The organism is Microvirga sp. BSC39 (assembly GCF_000739015.1).
Lineage (GTDB): Bacteria > Pseudomonadota > Alphaproteobacteria > Rhizobiales > Beijerinckiaceae > Microvirga.
On record NZ_JPUG01000065.1, the window covers coordinates 84,574 to 100,335 of the forward strand.

The following is a 15,762-nucleotide window of genomic DNA, read 5'->3' on the forward strand; positions in this document are numbered from 1 at the left end:
TCAAGCAGCCAAGAGACAAACGACCGGCGCGTGCCATTTCCGGACCTTATAGTTTTAAGGCACAATCGCCGATGATTGACGGAGTCAGGTCAACCTAGCTCGTCCGCTCGATGATGTTCCGGATGCGCGTTGCCAAAGCTTCGACTGCGAAGGGTTTGGTGATCATTTCCATCCCTGGATCGAGGAAGCCACTGGCCAATGTGGCATTCTCGGCATAGCCGGTGATGAATAGCACCTTCAGGTGAGGCCGCGTCTCTCGCGCCGCATCGGCGAGTTGCCGTCCGTTGATACCGGGCAGGCCGACATCAGTGACGAGCAGATCGATACGCTGCCGCGATTGCAGGATTTTGAGGCCTGAGGGACCGTCCGGTGCTTCGAGCGCACGGTAGCCCAGATCCTGGAGCACTTCGACGATCAGGTTGCGGATGACGGGCTCATCCTCGACCACCAGCACCGTCTCGCCCGCCTCCGCCCGGGGGGCCTCGGCAAGAGAAACCGTGGACGGCTCCTCCTGGGCGGCGCCGCGGTGCCGCGGCAGGTATATTCTGATCGTGGAGCCCTGCCCCACCTCCGAGTAGATTTTGACATGCCCTTCGGACTGCTTGGCAAAGCCATAGACCATTGAGAGCCCAAGCCCGGTGCCCTGCCCTATGGGCTTCGTGGTGAAGAAGGGCTCGAAGACGCGCTCGATCAGATCCGGCGCCATGCCCATGCCGGTGTCCGTTATGCAGATCGCCACGTATTGTCCCGGTGCGATGTCAAGGTGCGCCGCCGCATAGGTTTCATCGAGGGAGGCATTCGACGTCTCGATGGTGAGCTTGCCGCCATCTGGCATGGCATCGCGGGCGTTGATGGCAAGGTTCAGGATGGCGCTCTCGAGCTGGTTGGGATCGCACAGAGTCGTCCACAATCCGCCCGTCGTGACGATCTCCAGGGCATGAAGCGGACCGATGGTGCGGCGAAGCAGGTCCTCCATGGAGGCAATGAGCTGGTTGGCGTTGACCGGCTTCGGATCGAGGGGCTGCCGGCGGGCGAAGGCGAGCAGGCGGTGGGTGAGCGCGGCGGCGCGCTGCGCCGAGCTCATGGCCGCCTTGGCATAGCGTCCGACATGCTCCGTACGGCCTTGCGTAATGCGGGTCTGCATCAGGTCGAGGGAGCCGACGATGCCCGCGAGGAGATTGTTGAAATCGTGGGCGATTCCCCCCGTCAGTTGCCCCACGGCTTCCATCTTCTGAGCCTGGCGAAGCTGCTCTTCGGCCCGCAGAAGCTCCTGTGTCCGTTCGTCGACACGCTCCTCCAGGGTCTGGTTCAGGTGGCGCAGCGCTTCCTCGGCTGCCCGGCGCTCGTTCACATCGCGCAGAATGGCCGTCACGAAGACGCGCGTATCGCTCTGCCAGCGCGCCGCGGAAACCTCCAGGAAGCTGATGGAACCATCCTTGCGCTTCGCCGTGACCTCCAGGGAACGGTGCATGACGTTTCCTGCCAGAACACTTGTCCAGAGCTCATTCCATGACTCCGGCACATTCAGAAGCGCGGTCATCTCCATACCGATAAGCTCACGGAGAGCATACCCGAACTCCCGTGCGGCGGCGGGATTGGCGAGCTGGATGACGCCTTGTGCATCGAGCGTCAGGATCGCGTCCGGCGCGCTGTTCACCACGGCGTCATAGCGCGCGTTCTGCCGCTCGCGCAGGACCTGTTCGCGCTGGACGGCAACCGTCACGTCGGCAATCTGCACGAGGCATTTGAGATGGGGCGGCGTTCCCAGCGGGCGCACGGAAACGTTGTGGATGAGCTGCCTTCCGGAGCGGGTCTTCAGCGGCAGGATGAACGGGTGCAGGGAATGGGTCAGGAGCCTTGAGGAGCCTGCTTCCAATGTGTTCGTGATGGCGGATTTGAGCCCCGGCGAGACCGCGCCCGGAAACAGTTCATCCAGCTGTCTTCCGACAGCCTCCGGGCAGGAGATCCCACTGGCCGAAACGAACCACGCGTTCCAGGCGACAACCCGCATGCTGGCGTCGAGCACGATGAGGCCCGTATCTACGGCGTCGAAGACCGACGACAGAAGTTCATCTTCAAGCTGATGCATTGATCAGGATGCCGTCCCGTCGGTTGCCCGCTCGATAAATTCGCCGAGCAGGTTCTTGAGCACAGCCAGAGAAGGGATATCCATCAGCATGACGATGTAGCCGCTGATGTCCCGTTGTCTGACCGTGAAGTTTATATAGAGAAACATCACCACGTCGGCAGCCTCAGGGGGAGGCGCAAGGTTGAAGAGTTCGGGTCCTTTTCCACGAATGATTTCCGGCAGGGACATTCTCAGGCTGCGATGGAGCATGTTGGCGATCGTACCCAGGCAGCCGTTCAGCAGAATGTTGCCGGTCTCGGCCAGTGCCTCCTGCTCCAGCTCGATGATGTCTTCGAGAGAAAGCTCGCCACCTGTGACCGCCCTGACGAGTTCGAGGCTCTTGGTCTCTGGGAAGATCAGCAGGGCGCGCCCCGTGATGTCTCCCTCGAAGACCTGGTGAACCGCCACGAGCGGGCCGGCCTCCCGTCCCTCAAGGATCTCAATGGCCCGCGTACGATGCACAAGATCGACACCTGGCACGGACAGATGAACCTGCTCGCCGACCATCTCGCGAAGGCTGAACGCGGCGCGGCTGACACCGATATTCACGAGCTCCGTCAGAGCATCGAGCTCCAGCTCGTTGAGCACTTCCGAGATCATTGACACCGTCATTTCAAACCTCGGCTGTGGCGTGTCGCCAGGTTTTTCGGGACTGACACTTCTTAAGCCGCGCTCGACCGCAGGCGCAGGGCTGCTCCAGAAATGAATCCTCTCAATCCGTCCTCCGTCAGAGGCTTGCTGACGAAAGTTGCGTTCACCTCGCGCGCCCGAGCGATCACCTCGTCCTGGATGTTGGCTGTAATGACCGCAATCGGCATGGTCGGGTGGCTGGAACGGATCTCCGTGGCCAGTTCGAGCCCATCTTTCTCCGGCATGTTGAAGTCGATCATGGCCAAATCGATTTTCCGCTCGCTCAGGATGGTGAGGGCTTCCCGGGCGTTGCCGGCCTCGACTCGGTCCCATTCAGGCTGGAGCGCGGCCAGAGCCTTGGCTGCCACGATGCGCGCGAGCTTGCTGTCGTCGACGATCAGAACCGTTATCACCACTCAGATACTCCGCTCGGGATAGACTGCCCGGGACAACCGGAACGACTAGGAGAGAAAGGCCGTAGGTCTCTTTTAGTGTATGCAGGGAGAATGACAACGTTTCAGCTGCCCCGCGGGTCTGATCCGACAGGGTTTTTTCCCACCAAGGCCGGAGTGATCCAGTCTCGGAGAAAGGCGTCCCCGGCCGTTCCCCCGATCGTGGGCTGCAGAGCCATCAGAATCTGGAGAACGGCGGCGTGGAGATGCTCGGCACCCGTCAGGTCCACCGACCGCCCCCTGTCGGCCTGGAGCAAGCCCAGCAGCGGCTCCGCATCCTCGACGCGGCATTGCCCCTCAAGGATGATGACGTCGCCGTCCAGCCGCACGCTCATCCGATCAGCTCCGGAATATCGAGAATCATCAGCACGCTGCCATTGCCGAGCAGGGTCGTCCCCATCACGCCGGGCATGCCCGCGAGAATACCGGTCATCGGCCGCATCAGAACGTCCATCCGCTCGGCAAATCCATCCACTGCCACCCCGACTAGGTCGTCACCCGCTGCCATGACTATGACCTTCAGGCGTTGAGGGTCCTCCCCTGGAGGCTGTATTCCCAAGAGATCGGCAAGCCGCACCAGAGGAAGCGTCCTGTCACGCCAGACGAAAGCCTCCGCGTCTCGAATCGGAAGGACCCGCGAGGCCGGCACGAAGGCGGTCTCGAGGATTCCATCGAGGGGAATGCCGTAGAGTTCGCGACCCAGCCGGACCGCCATGACCTTCGTCATGACGATGGTCAACGGAAGGGACAGGCGGATCGTCGTGCCCTGACCGGGCCGGCTTCGCACGCTGACCTGACCGCCCAGGCGCTCCACCGCGGAGCGTACCGCATCCATGCCGACCCCCCGGCCCGACAGGTCGGTCACCTCCGAGGCGGTCGAGAAGCCGGGGGCGAAGATCAGGTCGAGGGCGTCTGCATCGCTCATGCGGTCAAGGTCGTCCGCCAAGGCGATCCCGCGTTGGAGCGCCGCCTCCCGAATCGCCGCCGGATCAATGCCGCGTCCGTCGTCCTCGACTTCAACCCTGACGCGGTCGCCATCGCGATAGGCCCTGAGCACGATTCTCGTTCTCACCGGTTTTCCGGCCTCCAGACGGAGGGACTCCGGTTCGGCACCATGGCCGACCGCATTGCGCAGGATATGCAGCAGAGGCTCGAAGAGGCCTTCCACCACGGCCTTGTCGGCCTCGACCTCCTCCCCTTCCATGGAGAAGTCGATGGCTCTGTCCAGCTGACCTGCGAGGTCGCGTACCGCCCTGGGAAAGCGTCGGAAGATGTCCCGCATGGGCATCATGCGAACATCCATGACGGCCCCATGCAGTTCGGCCACGAGGCGTTCGATGGCCGCTTGGCTCGCAAGCAGGCCCTGCGAAATGCGCTTCCGGTCCAGCCCGTCGTCGAATTGTCCCGCCAGATGCGCCAGCGCGTTCTTGGCGATGACCATTTCACCGACGAGGTCCGCCAACCGGTCGATTCGCGAGGCATCGACGCGAAGCATCCGTGCGCCCGCTCCACCGGCGGCTCCCATCGCGACGCCGGCGGCTCCGCTGGCGAGCACCATGCCGGAGGCCGGTTCCTGGGCAGTCCGAGCGATCTCGCGAAGGGTCACCTGATCCGGCACAAACCGGAAGATGGCCTTGACCCTGTCCAGTTCGGCGCCGGAGATCGCTTCAATCCTCAAGTTACAGGAGAAGGGATCGATCTCAGCCGCAGGCGGCCACGGGTCCCGGGGCGAGAGGCGGACGGCCATCAGATCAGGAACCGAGCGCAGGAGCGCCATCGGGTCGTCGCCGGCAAAAAAGCAATCGGCGCGCGGCGTGTACCGGATCGCCACCAGAGGACGATCCTGCGCCCTCAGGGCTGCCCAATCCGGGCCCTGAGCCATCAGTTCCTCGATCCAGCCGAGATCGGCCTGGGGAACCGCATCTGCGGCTTGAGCAGGATCCTCATCGAGCTGGGAGCGCAGTGCCCGTGCCAGACGGTAGCCTTCCTCCGCAGCATCCGGCGGCAGATCTCCTGTCTGCTCGATCCCGGCAACCCACCGCTCGGCCTGACCGATGCAGGCGAGCAGGCTGTCGATCACATGGCTGTCGATGCCGGCCCGCTTCTCCCTGAGAGCGCCCAGCAGGTCCTCGGCGGCATGCAGGGCAATCCCCATCGGGGCGAAATCGAAGAGGCCGACCGATCCCTTCAGGGTGTGGACGGCGCGAAAGGCGCTGTCCATGGGCGCTGCTGCCTGCGGGTTGCGCTCCAGGGCCAGGAGGTCGTCCGTCGCCTGCTGGATCAGCTCGTGGGCCTCGACGATGAAATGCTGGAGTAGGTCATCCATCGCGGTCGCTCCCGGGCCGTTGATAGACGATCGCATCCTCGAAGCGGCGAAGGTCGAAACGCTTCGAGATCCGGGTCATCGACTCGGTATGGCCGAGACAGATGTAGCCTCCCGGGTGCAGGGATTTGTAGAGATTGTCGACGGCCAGAAGGCGTGAGGAATCGTCGAAGTAGATGAGAACGTTGCGGCAGAAGATGACGTCGAACTGTCCCTGCGCCGCTACGGAAGCAGGATCGACAAGATTGGCCGATGTGAACTTCACCGATTCACGCAGATCCTGGATCAGCCTGCGCTGATCCTTGTGAGACAGTTCGAAATAGCGCTCGACCACGTCGGAGGGCAACCGCGAAAGGGCGCGTTCGCCGTAGGCTCCCGCCTGAGCGTCCAGCAGAACCTGCGTGTCGATATCCGAGCCGACGATCTCGATATGATAGGCATCGACCAGCGGCCAGTTCTCGAGCAGCCAGATGGCGACGGAATAGGGCTCCTCCCCCGTCGAGCAGGGCACGGACCAGATCCGCACGAGATCGCCGGGCTTCCTGCCCTGCACGATTCCGGGCAAGAGCGAGCGGCTCAGGCAGCGGAGCTGATGCTCCTCACGGTAGAAGTAGGTCTCGTTCACCGTGAAGACGTTGATCAACTGCTCGACTTCGCGGCGGTCGGCCTCGACATGAGCGAAATAGGCATTGAAGGTGAGCATTCCCGTCGCAGCCATACGGTCGGCGATGCGCCTTTCGATGTAGTAGCGCTTGGTTTCACCGAAGATCATACCGGTGCGGCTGTGGAGAAACGCGCCGAGGCGCCGGATCTCGTCGGCCGTGAGCGCCTGGGCCTTGCGTGGCCTGCTCATGAGCGCTCCACCATATCCATGATCCGGTTGGCTATCTGCTCCAGGGGCGCGATGAGCTCCGCGCCGCCCCGGCGAACCAATTCGCCGGGCATGCCCCACACGACGGCGCTCTCTTCGGCTTCCGCAATGGTGTGGCCACCCTGCCCATGGAGCCGTGTCATTGCCTCGGCTCCATCGCTGCCCATGCCGGTCATCAGCACCCCAAGCAGGCGCTCGGGGGCGAAATGCTGCATGGCGCTGTCCACCAGCCGATCAACGCTCGGATGCCAGCGGTGCTCGGGCAGCGAGGGAGCGGCCAGCACCACAGGACCGTCAGGCCGAACGCTGACGATGACGTCGGCATCGCCCTTGCCGATATAGACGTTGCCGGGGGCAAGCGGCATCGCCAGGGCTGCTTCCGTCACGTTGAGAGCACACAGCTTGTCGAGCCGGCGGGCCAAGGGACCAGTAAACGTGCCCGGCATGTGCTGCGCCACGACAACCGGCCACGGAAAGTTGGCCGGCAGCCGCGACAGCACCGTATCGAGCGCCGGAGGACCTCCTGTGGAGACGCCGATCAGCACGAGACCATGGGCTGGCGCAGCCTTGATCCGTCGCTTCGGCGGCGAGGCCGGCGCACGAGGTCGCGGCGCCTGAGCAGAGGGTGCCTGTCCCAAGCCGCTGCGCAGCCGCACCCGCTCGGCCAGTCTCAGGCTGCTGGGCAGACGGGCTCGCGACGCGGCGCGCACCGTCTCGACGAGCCGGGGGGCGAGCGTTTCCATCTCCAGCGAAATGGCCCGATCAGGTTTCGTGATGAAGTCGACGGCTCCAAGCTCGAAGGCCTCGAGAGTGACGCGCGCGCCTGCTTCCGTCAGGGAGGAGATCATCACCACCGGGCACGGGCGCTCCAGCATGATCCTGTCGAGGCAGGCAAGACCATCCATCTCGGGCATGTGCACATCGAGGGTGATCACGTGCGGCTTGAAGGCCCGCAGCTGCTCCAGAGCCTCGACACCGTTGCGGGCGAAGGCGATCTCGAAATCGCCCTCGGCGGTGAACACGCCGCCAAGCAGACGTCGCATCAGGGGAGAATCGTCGACGATGAGCAGCCGGATCACGAAGCGGGTCGCTCCGGGTCGCTCTCGCCCATGGCGGCGAGCAGATCCTTCTCCGCTCTGTCCAGCAGCTCGCGCGGATCGAGCAGGAGGATCATCCTTCCCTCGACCTCGATATTGGCTATGCGGTCGATGACCTGACTCCCGTCCGCAGCCAGATCGGGCGTCGGGCGAAGCTGATTTTGGGGAATGTTCAGAACCTCCGACACGGTGTCGACCACGAAGCCGGCCTGCATCTGATCGATCCTGACGACGACGATACGCTCCCGTCGCCGTTCTCCTTGTCCGTCCAATTTGAAGCGCCGCCGCTGGTCGATCACGGGAACGACGCGGCCCCGCAGGTTCATGACACCCTCGATGAAAGCAGGAGCTTTGGGCAGCCGTGTCAGCGTGTCGGGCACACGCACCACTTCATCGACAGACCCGATGGGCAGCCCGTATTCCTCGCCGCCGAGCTGGAACACGATGAACTGCTCGTCGCCCGTTGAAGGGCCATCCACTGTGGCCATGTCGTGGTTCTTCCCCGTTTGCGACGTGATCTGCTCCATCAGCGCCTGGTCTCTGAACAGGTGGTCTGTCGACAGCACCGAGACCAGCCGCCGGCCGCCTTCGAGACGGCAGATGCCCTGGATCTGAGCCTCCGCATCCCCCCGTGTCAGGATGGCCGGCACAGGGTCGATGGCGCTGCTGGGAAGGCGAAGGATTTCCTTCATGCCGTCGATGGCAAGCCCCACGAACCCATTGCCGATCCGTGCCACCACCACGCGGGACCGGTCACCGCCCTGCCCGCCGACCCGGAGCCCGAGAAGCGCACGCAGGGATACCAGCGGCAGCAGTTGCCCGCGCAGGGATGTCACGCCCAGCATGACGGAATCCGTCTGCGGGACGACGGCGACCCCGTCCGGCAGGGCCACCACCTCGCGAACGGAAGTGAGAGGCAGGGCGAAATCCTGCCCCGCCACGACAAAGCACACCAGGGCAACCTGGCTCTGCTCCGCAGCCGTTCGATCCTGCCCGTCGGTCACGGCCTGGACCTGCCGGTGCTGAACCCGGCGGATGGAGCGGCCGAAGTCCTTGGCCAGCAGCGCATCCAGATCGATCGTCTGCGCAGGCGCGCCCGTGCCGCCATCGGCGCCCGTCTCCCCGAGCGAGGCCACTCGGTCGATCATGAGACCGACCGGGGCGCCGCGGTCGATCACCACAACACGTGCATTCGACGAGGGGCCAGCCTCCCCTCCGAGCAGTCGATGCAGCGACACCACGGGCATCACCGCACCACGCAGATTGGCCACTCCGAGCAGGCTTGATGGCCCGAGGGGTACGAGGGTCACAGTCGGGGGACGGATCACCTCGGCCACATCGGATGCCGGGAGGGCGAAGCGCTCGTCGCCGACCTGCACCGTCAGGAACGACTGGGCGACAGCCCCAGAGGCCGCCTCTGCCATGGCTTTAAGACTCCGCCATCTGGAGTTCTTCGGCCAGGGAGGCGATCTCTTCGATCGCAGCAGCCAGATCCTCGGCTCCTCGCGCCTGCTGGCGCGCTGCGGTGGCGGCCTGCGCGGCGGCACTGCCGGCCTGCTCGGCCACGGCGGCAACCTGCTGGGTGCCGAGCCGGACCTCGCGCACCGCCGTCAGAATCGTCTCGGAGCCTGACAGGATGGCGGTGCTTCCCTGGCGGATGGCCTGCACACCGGCCTCCGCCGCGCCCAGCCGCTCCGCCGTCAGAGCATTCTTGGCAACCTCGGCTTCGGCAATGGCAGCGTTCTGCTCCAGGTCGCGCCTGACGATGGTGATCTGATCGCGGATCTGGCGAACCACATCCTTGATCCGGTCGGCATTCTCGGATGCGTCCCGCGCCAGATTGCGGATGTCGCTGGAGACGATCGCGAAGCCGCGCCCGGCCTCGCCGGTCCGGGCGGCCTCAATGGAGCCGCTCACGGCCAGCATGGTGGTCTGAACGGCCACGAGAGCGATGCCATCAACGATCTTTTCGATGCGGCGACTGGACTCGTCCAAGCCGCTCATTAGGCCGATCACGGCCTGCGTCTCCCGCAGGCCCTCCTCGACGCCCGAGGCCAGCCGCTCGGTGGCGGTGCGATTGTCCTGGAGATCAGCTGCAAGTGCCTCAATCCGCTTAATGGCGGTGCTCGCCGCATCCTGCGATGCGGCAGTCGCGCGCTCGATCTGCTCCATCGCCACGTTGGCCTGCTGCGTGGCCGCAGCCTGCATCTGGGCTCCCCGACTGATCTGATCGACGGCCGTCATGATCTCGCCGGATGCCCCGGAGAGTTCCTGGATGGCCGCAGACAGCTCCTCGGCCGCGGAGCCGACCTGCTCGGCGCTGGCAGCCCCGGCCGCACCCTCCTGAAGATCGTCCGCAAGAGCAGCCAATGCCTGCGCGGTCTGCTGGCTTTGATCGAGCGATGCGCTCTGCTGCTGGACGGCCCGCTGAGCCTCGGCGGCGGCCGCGGCCTGCTCCTCGGCGGCACTCGCCACCTGCTCGGCCCCGCGCTGCGCCTCGCGGATGGCCGCTTCAGCCTCGACGGCTGCCACAAGGATGGCTTGGCTCCCCTCGGCCAGGAGGGACACATCGGTTCGGATCTTGTCCAGGGCCGACACCACGGTCCGGCCGATCTTGGCCTCGCCCGATGCGGTCTCTGCCGACGCACGGATCCGCTCGGCCACAGACCGGACCTCGTTGACGATGCCCTCCGCCAGGGCCTGGACATCCTGTGCGCTTTTCTCCGACGTGCCGGCGAGGGCTCGGACTTCATCGGCCACGACCGCAAAGCCGCGCCCGCTCTCTCCGGCCCGGGCCGCCTCGATAGCCGCATTCAGCGCAAGAAGATTGGTCTGGTCGGAAATGTCCCCGACCACGCGGGTGATCTCACCGATCTCGGCCGCCTGCTGCTCAAGGAGCGAAACGATTTCGACCATCCCCCGCTGGCGCGACGCGTTGGCCTCCACGGCGGTCACGGATGTGCCGATCTGGGCTCCTGTTTCGATCAAAAGACTCTGAAGGCCGGCCGTTTTGGTGCGCGTCGCCTCGGCGTGAGCGCGCGCCTCGGAAAACGAGGCACTCAGGCTCACGATGGCTGAAAGCGACTGCTGAGAGGCGCCGGCAGCCTCCTCGGCTCCGCTGGCGATCTGCTCCATGGAGCGTCGGAGCTCCTCGGCGGCCGATGAAGCCTCAGCCACGCCGCTCGCGAGCTCCTCTGTCGCAGCACCGATACGCTCCGCCGCCTTCTGTTGCCGGGCCCTGACACGCTCCAGGGTCCGCCGTTGAGACGCGGCTCCCCGTGAAGGTGAAGGCATGATGCTGGAATTGGCGGCTTCATCGCCGGCCGGACGTGAATTGCCCTTGCCCGCAAGTTCGGACGTCTTGACCAATGCCATTGGGGTTCCTTGAAGCTTTGACACGGTACCCTAACACCGCTTCAGCTCGAAAGCCGGGTTCCCAGCTTCGTCGAAGGATATAGAGAGGAGCTAGACTCTTATAGGTCTAGCCGCCACCTGAGCAAGGCATGCAGGGCTCAATTGCGAGGAGTGGAAGGGCCGCTTTGGGTCAAAGCGGAATCTGGACGATGTTTCCCCGAAGTCAGCTTCGCTCGCGGAAGCGGGATTTTCCTCTGAGTTGATGTAGGTGGGCACACGGTTGCTGAAGGCTATCAGCAGTGGCTGAAGTTGCTCTGGCGCCGGGATAGAGAGTTGGGTGCAGGATATCACTCGGCGCTCTTCGGGGTGTAGGTGCCTTCCTGACAGGTTGAGGTCGGCTCACGACTTTTGGCATCACCCCACACGTGGTCCTGGCTCGCAAGTTATCGGAGTGGATCGTTCGCGAGCAATATCGGCTGACCATGCTGCGTCGTGTGCCGCGCGGGCTCCATCCTCATGCGGTTTTAAGGTCGCTCTCCCGGGCATCGGTCGAGACACTCGGTGTTCGATCCGCCTGCTCCCCCCAGAGCTCCCGGCCCGAATAGCCGACGGCGTGGAGCTATTGCGGCTGCTAGCCTGCACATATGCGTTCGCGCCCGAAACACGTGGGCGCCCTGCCCCATCGCAACGACGCCCGACTTGCGGCAAGCGTAGAGCGGCAGGCAGGTGTGAGCGTGGAGATGCAAATTGCGGATGCGGATCCGGTCACCAACGGCAAAGCGCGCCGGCTGCTCGAGCGCGCCCGGCCGAACTGCCACGCCAGCTCCTCCTGGGAGACGAGACCTGTCGCAACGACCCGCATCTCGACGCCCCAGTATTAGCCCGACAATCGGAGCATAGGTCCATAAGGCGCCACCAACGAATTTCGCGGTTCAGGATGAACGTGATCCTTCACCTGCTGAAGCGGACCAGCGTGAATCTGCAGGACTAAGAAACGATTGTGGTGAGCACAGCGGCCAATGTTGCTAGTAACTTTGTTCAACCAATTCTCAGCTGACAGAAATCTACGGAGACGCCTCCGATACAGCTTGGTTGACTGCAGCTTTAGATGAAGTACGGATTCCGTGAGGAATTGCCCCCTTGCTGAGCTTCAATCCATCTGCCTAAATTGCTCCCGGGGTACAATTTGAACGAATTTGCAGTTTCAAGCTTCTCGGGAGCGACCGTGTACGATCTGGTCATCAGGGGCGGAAGCCTCGCGACTACAGAGGGCGTCACGGCCTCTGACGTTGCGATTTGCGGCAGTCAGATTGTGGCACTCGGCCGGAACCTACCACCCGGTCGGCGCACCATCGACGCCACGGGCAAGCTCATCCTTCCTGGTGGCGTAGACGCCCACTGCCATATTCAGCAACTCTCGGGCGGCGGGCTGATGAACGCAGACACCTTTGAAACGGCAACCCGCTCTGCCGCTTTCGGCGGCACGACCACAGTCATCTCCTTCGCGGCGCAGCATCGCGGCGACAGCCTGTGTAATGTCGTCGAGAACTACTCGCGCCTTGCTGCTTCCGGCGCAGTGACCGACTATGCCTTTCATCTCTGGATTTCGGATCCAACGCCGGAAACGCTGGAACGCGACCTGCCGGCACTGATCGAGAGCGGCCACCGGTCGATCAAGATCTTCATGACCTACGATCGCGTTCGCCTTCTCGACGAGCAGGTTCTGGACGTGATGATGGTGGCCCGCAGGCATGGAGCCATGGTCTGCGCCCACGCCGAGAATCACGGCATGATCAAGTGGATGGCCGACAGGCTCATGTCCCGCGGCTATGTCGAGCCCAAGTACCACGGCGTGAGCCATCCGCGGGTGTGCGAAATCGAGGCCTTCGAGCGTCTCATTCGCTTCTCACAGCTGCTGGATCAGCCCATCATGCTGTTCCATGTCTCCACCGCCGAAGGCGCTGCCGTCATCCGGCGCGCGCGCGGCGAAGGCATCAAGGTTTTCGCCGAAACCTGCCCGCAATACCTGTTCCTGACGGCGAAGGATCTGGACCGGCCGGGTTTGGAGGGCGCCAAGTGGATGTGCAGTCCTCCTCCCCGCTCGACGGACGATCAGAACGCACTATGGCGCGCGCTCGAACTCGGCGACCTTCAGGTTATTTCCTCCGATCATGCGCCTTACAGGTTCGATGGGACCGGCAAGCTTTCCGCAGGCTCCAACCCGGACTTTAAGCAGATCGCCAACGGCCTTCCGGGCCTTGAGACGCGCCTGCCGCTGCTGTTCGACGCTATGGTGAGCCGGGGCAGGTCGAGCCTGGAAAAGTTTGTCGAACTGACGGCAACGGCCCCGGCAAAGATCTACGGCCTTCACCCACGCAAGGGCGCCATTGCTGTCGGTGCCGATGCCGACATCGCAATCTGGAACCCGGATCGGGAGGTCGTGCTCACGGATGACGGGCTGCACGACAATGTCGGCTACAATCCTTTCGCCGGTCGCGCCCTGCGAGGCTGGCCCGAGACCGTTTTGCGCCGGGGTGAGGTGATCATCGCCGACGGAACGCTTCAGGCCGCTCCTGGATCGGGCCAGCTGCAGCTGCGCGAACCCGCCGCTTCGATGCGCCCGACCGGACGCCTGAGCCCGGAGTTCGACCCAGACACCAATTTCGGGGCTCACCTTCTGTGACCCACCCGGCGCAACTAGGCGGCCTTTCGGCCCATGAACAATCATCCCTCTGCATCGGTGCCCTAAACCATGACTGACACGGTAACGGTTGTTCGCAAGGCTGCCTGGGTGGTCGCTTGGGACGAAGGCGCCTCGCGGCACGTCTACATGCAGGGTACCGATGTAGCCTTCTCCAGGGCGGGGATCCTGTATGTGGGCCCGGCCTATCAGGACCGCGCCGACGAGGAGATTGCCGGCGCCTCTGTTATGGTGATGCCCGGCCTCGTGAACGTTCACTGCCATTCCGGAGACGAGCCCATCGCCAAGGGCCTGTTCGAGGATGTCGGCACCGCAGCACTCTGGGGCAATGCGCTCTACGAATACTCGGCGCTGATCGACTCCGATGACGATGCCAAGGCCGCCTGTCAGACGGTCATGCTGGGCGACCTGATGCGCAGCGGCGTCACCACGCACCTGGATATCGCGTCGCCTCATGCGCAATGGCTCACCCTGGCGGCGCAAAGCGGATTGCGGGCCTATCTCGCCCCCGGCTTCCGTGAGGCGCAATGGCGCATGGCCGGCAGCCATCGTCTCGATTTCGAATGGAACGAGGCGCGCGGACGGGAGCGCTATGCGGAAGCGCTCGCCTTCGTCGACGAAGCGCGTGCTCATTCCAGCGGCCGCATCGATGGTGTGATCGCACCGTCGCAGATCGAGACCTGCTCTGAGGAGCTGATCACGGATGCGGTGGCTGAGGCGCGCCGTCGCGGGGTGCGGATCACCATCCATGCGGCGCAGACCATGGCCGAGCACGAGGAACTGCTTCGGCGGACGGGAGAGACGGCGCCCGCCATGCTGGAGCGCCTCGGCGTGCTTGGGCCCGACCTGATCCTCGGACATTGCATCTTCCTCGATCATCACTCCTGGACCCGGCAGCGCAGCCGCGACGACCTCGTCCGTCTCGCCCGAAGCGGCACCTCGGTGGCCCATTGCCCCGTCACCTTCGCGCGCAGCGGCATGACTTTGGAAAGCCTCGGCTCCTACCAGCGCGCAGGCGTCAATGTCGGCATCGGCACCGACAGCTATCCGTTCAACATGCTGGAAGAAATGCGCGAGGCGCTGATCTGCTCGCGCGTTGCCGGGCGCAGCGTCTTCGATCTGGATACGGGCAACCTGTTTTTCGCCGCGACGACTGGCGGAGCCAGGGCTCTCGGCCGCAGCGACATCGGACGACTGGCACCCGGCGCGAAGGCTGACCTGTCGCTGGTCGACCTGAGCCATCCGGCCATGCAGCCGATTCACGATCCGCTGCGCAACTTGATCCACTGCGCCGCAGAGCGAGCCATTCGCGATGTCTATGTGGACGGCCAGGCTGTCGTGAAGGGTCGCAGGGTCGCGAACCTGGACTACGAAGGTGCGGTTCGGGAACTGCAGGATGCGCAGAGGCGCGCCTCCCGGCGAGCGGAGCATGACGACCCGCAGGGCCGCTCCCTCTCCGTCCTGGCGCCATACTCATTGCCCATCGCGGCCCGAGGATGAAGCAATCATGAGCTCTTCCGTCTACGTCATCAATCCGAACTCGTCTCAGGCGGTCACGGCAGCAATCGACGCGGCCGTAGTGCCCCTGAGAAGCGTCGACGGTCCGGGCATCGTCTGCCTCTCGCTGGCCGAGGGACCGCCCGGGATCCAGTCGCAGCGGGATGTGGACGGCGTCATCTCGCCCATGCTGCACAAGGCATCCGAGCTGGAGGAGAGCGCCGGCGCCTTTGTCATCGCATGCTTCTCGGATCCTGGCCTCCACGCCTTGCGCGAGCAGAGCCGCCGCCGTGTCTTCGGGATTGCCGAATGCGGTGTGCTGACGGCGCTCACGCTCGGGCAGCGGTTCGGCGTCATTGCCATCCTGCCGACCTCCATCCCAAGGCATCTCCGCTATTTCGGCGCGATGGGGGTCATGGATCGCTTCGCGGCCGACCTTCCCATCGGGCTCGGCGTTGCCGAGCTCTCCGATGAAAGAGAGACCTTAGGCCGCATGATCGAGGTCGGCCGCACGCTGAAGTCGGCCCATGGAGCTGACGTCCTCGTGATGGGCTGTGCCGGCATGGCTCGCTATCGCGCCGCCCTGGAGGAGGCCGTCGGGGTCTCCGTCGTGGAGCCGACCCAGGCAGCCGTCGCCATGGCGGTCGGCCATGTCCGTCTCTCGCAGGCTTTCACGCCCTGACTGCGCTCGCCCCTTCCGATGCCCTCC

Annotated in this window: 13 protein-coding genes; 4 read left to right on the forward strand and 9 right to left on the reverse strand. The window is 64.3% G+C overall.

Annotated features, from left to right (window positions below; all coding sequences use genetic code 11):
• Positions 1 to 94 precede the first annotated feature (94 nt).
• From MA07_RS29000 to MA07_RS15135, 9 genes are all read right to left on the reverse strand, one after another.
• Positions 95 to 2,089, reverse strand: coding sequence for a PAS domain-containing sensor histidine kinase (locus MA07_RS29000; protein ID WP_081928984.1), 1,995 nt, complete (start codon positions 2,087 to 2,089; stop codon positions 95 to 97).
• Between the two features lie 3 nt (positions 2,090 to 2,092).
• Positions 2,093 to 2,740: a chemotaxis protein CheX gene (locus MA07_RS15100; protein WP_244445260.1), complete on the reverse strand. Its 648-nt coding sequence runs from the start codon at positions 2,738 to 2,740 to the stop codon at positions 2,093 to 2,095.
• A 50-nt stretch (positions 2,741 to 2,790) separates the two neighbouring features.
• Positions 2,791 to 3,174, reverse strand: a complete 384-nt coding sequence (locus MA07_RS15105; RefSeq protein WP_036352410.1) for a response regulator — start codon at positions 3,172 to 3,174, stop codon at positions 2,791 to 2,793.
• Between the two features lie 101 nt (positions 3,175 to 3,275).
• On the reverse strand, positions 3,276 to 3,545 hold the full coding sequence (locus MA07_RS15110) for a hypothetical protein (protein WP_036352413.1): 270 nt from the start codon (positions 3,543 to 3,545) through the stop codon (positions 3,276 to 3,278).
• A complete protein-coding gene (locus tag MA07_RS15115; RefSeq protein WP_036352416.1) occupies positions 3,542 to 5,536 on the reverse strand; it encodes a chemotaxis protein CheA in 1,995 nt (664 codons plus the stop codon). The genes MA07_RS15110 and MA07_RS15115 overlap by 4 nt, the downstream gene beginning before the upstream one ends.
• Entirely contained in the window at positions 5,529 to 6,386 is an 858-nt protein-coding gene (locus MA07_RS15120) for a protein-glutamate O-methyltransferase CheR (RefSeq protein WP_036352418.1), read from the reverse strand. Before MA07_RS15120 ends, MA07_RS15115 begins: the two co-directional genes overlap by 8 nt.
• Complete coding sequence (cheB, locus tag MA07_RS15125) at positions 6,383 to 7,483, reverse strand: chemotaxis-specific protein-glutamate methyltransferase CheB (RefSeq protein WP_036352421.1); 1,101 nt, start codon at positions 7,481 to 7,483, stop codon at positions 6,383 to 6,385. Before cheB ends, MA07_RS15120 begins: the two co-directional genes overlap by 4 nt.
• Entirely contained in the window at positions 7,480 to 8,925 is a 1,446-nt protein-coding gene (locus MA07_RS15130) for a chemotaxis protein CheW (protein ID WP_052003198.1), read from the reverse strand. Before MA07_RS15130 ends, cheB begins: the two co-directional genes overlap by 4 nt.
• Before the next feature lie 4 nt (positions 8,926 to 8,929).
• Complete coding sequence (locus MA07_RS15135; RefSeq protein WP_036352424.1) at positions 8,930 to 10,876, reverse strand: methyl-accepting chemotaxis protein; 1,947 nt, start codon at positions 10,874 to 10,876, stop codon at positions 8,930 to 8,932.
• Positions 10,877 to 11,499: 623 nt separating this feature from the next.
• On the opposite strand from MA07_RS15135, the gene MA07_RS30910 reads away from it, so the two are divergent.
• The 4 genes from MA07_RS30910 (at position 11,500) to MA07_RS15155 (ending at position 15,735) form a co-directional block, all read left to right on the forward strand.
• On the forward strand, positions 11,500 to 11,736 hold the full coding sequence (locus MA07_RS30910) for a hypothetical protein (RefSeq protein WP_036352427.1): 237 nt from the start codon (positions 11,500 to 11,502) through the stop codon (positions 11,734 to 11,736).
• Between the two features lie 344 nt (positions 11,737 to 12,080).
• Entirely contained in the window at positions 12,081 to 13,538 is a 1,458-nt protein-coding gene (hydA, locus tag MA07_RS15145; RefSeq protein WP_036352430.1) for a dihydropyrimidinase, read from the forward strand.
• Positions 13,539 to 13,607: 69 nt separating this feature from the next.
• Positions 13,608 to 15,056: an amidohydrolase family protein gene (locus MA07_RS15150; protein WP_036352433.1), complete on the forward strand. Its 1,449-nt coding sequence runs from the start codon at positions 13,608 to 13,610 to the stop codon at positions 15,054 to 15,056.
• A gap of 7 nt (positions 15,057 to 15,063) precedes the next feature.
• Entirely contained in the window at positions 15,064 to 15,735 is a 672-nt protein-coding gene (locus MA07_RS15155; protein ID WP_036352436.1) for an aspartate/glutamate racemase family protein, read from the forward strand.
• The last annotated feature ends 27 nt before the right edge of the window (positions 15,736 to 15,762 follow it).

Coding starts and splice junctions, on each gene's coding strand:
- MA07_RS29000 (WP_081928984.1), bottom strand. CDS start 2,089: ATGCATCAGCTTGAAGATGAACTTCTGTCGTCGGTCTTCGACGCCGTA.
- MA07_RS15100 (WP_244445260.1), bottom strand. CDS start 2,740: ATGACGGTGTCAATGATCTCGGAAGTGCTCAACGAGCTGGAGCTCGAT.
- MA07_RS15110 (WP_036352413.1), bottom strand. CDS start 3,545: ATGAGCGTGCGGCTGGACGGCGACGTCATCATCCTTGAGGGGCAATGC.
- MA07_RS15115 (WP_036352416.1), bottom strand. CDS start 5,536: ATGGATGACCTACTCCAGCATTTCATCGTCGAGGCCCACGAGCTGATC.
- MA07_RS15120 (WP_036352418.1), bottom strand. CDS start 6,386: ATGAGCAGGCCACGCAAGGCCCAGGCGCTCACGGCCGACGAGATCCGG.
- MA07_RS15130 (WP_052003198.1), bottom strand. CDS start 8,925: ATGGCAGAGGCGGCCTCTGGGGCTGTCGCCCAGTCGTTCCTGACGGTG.
- MA07_RS15135 (WP_036352424.1), bottom strand. CDS start 10,876: ATGGCATTGGTCAAGACGTCCGAACTTGCGGGCAAGGGCAATTCACGT.
- MA07_RS30910 (WP_036352427.1), top strand. CDS start 11,500: ATGCGTTCGCGCCCGAAACACGTGGGCGCCCTGCCCCATCGCAACGAC.
- MA07_RS15150 (WP_036352433.1), top strand. CDS start 13,608: ATGACTGACACGGTAACGGTTGTTCGCAAGGCTGCCTGGGTGGTCGCT.
- MA07_RS15155 (WP_036352436.1), top strand. CDS start 15,064: ATGAGCTCTTCCGTCTACGTCATCAATCCGAACTCGTCTCAGGCGGTC.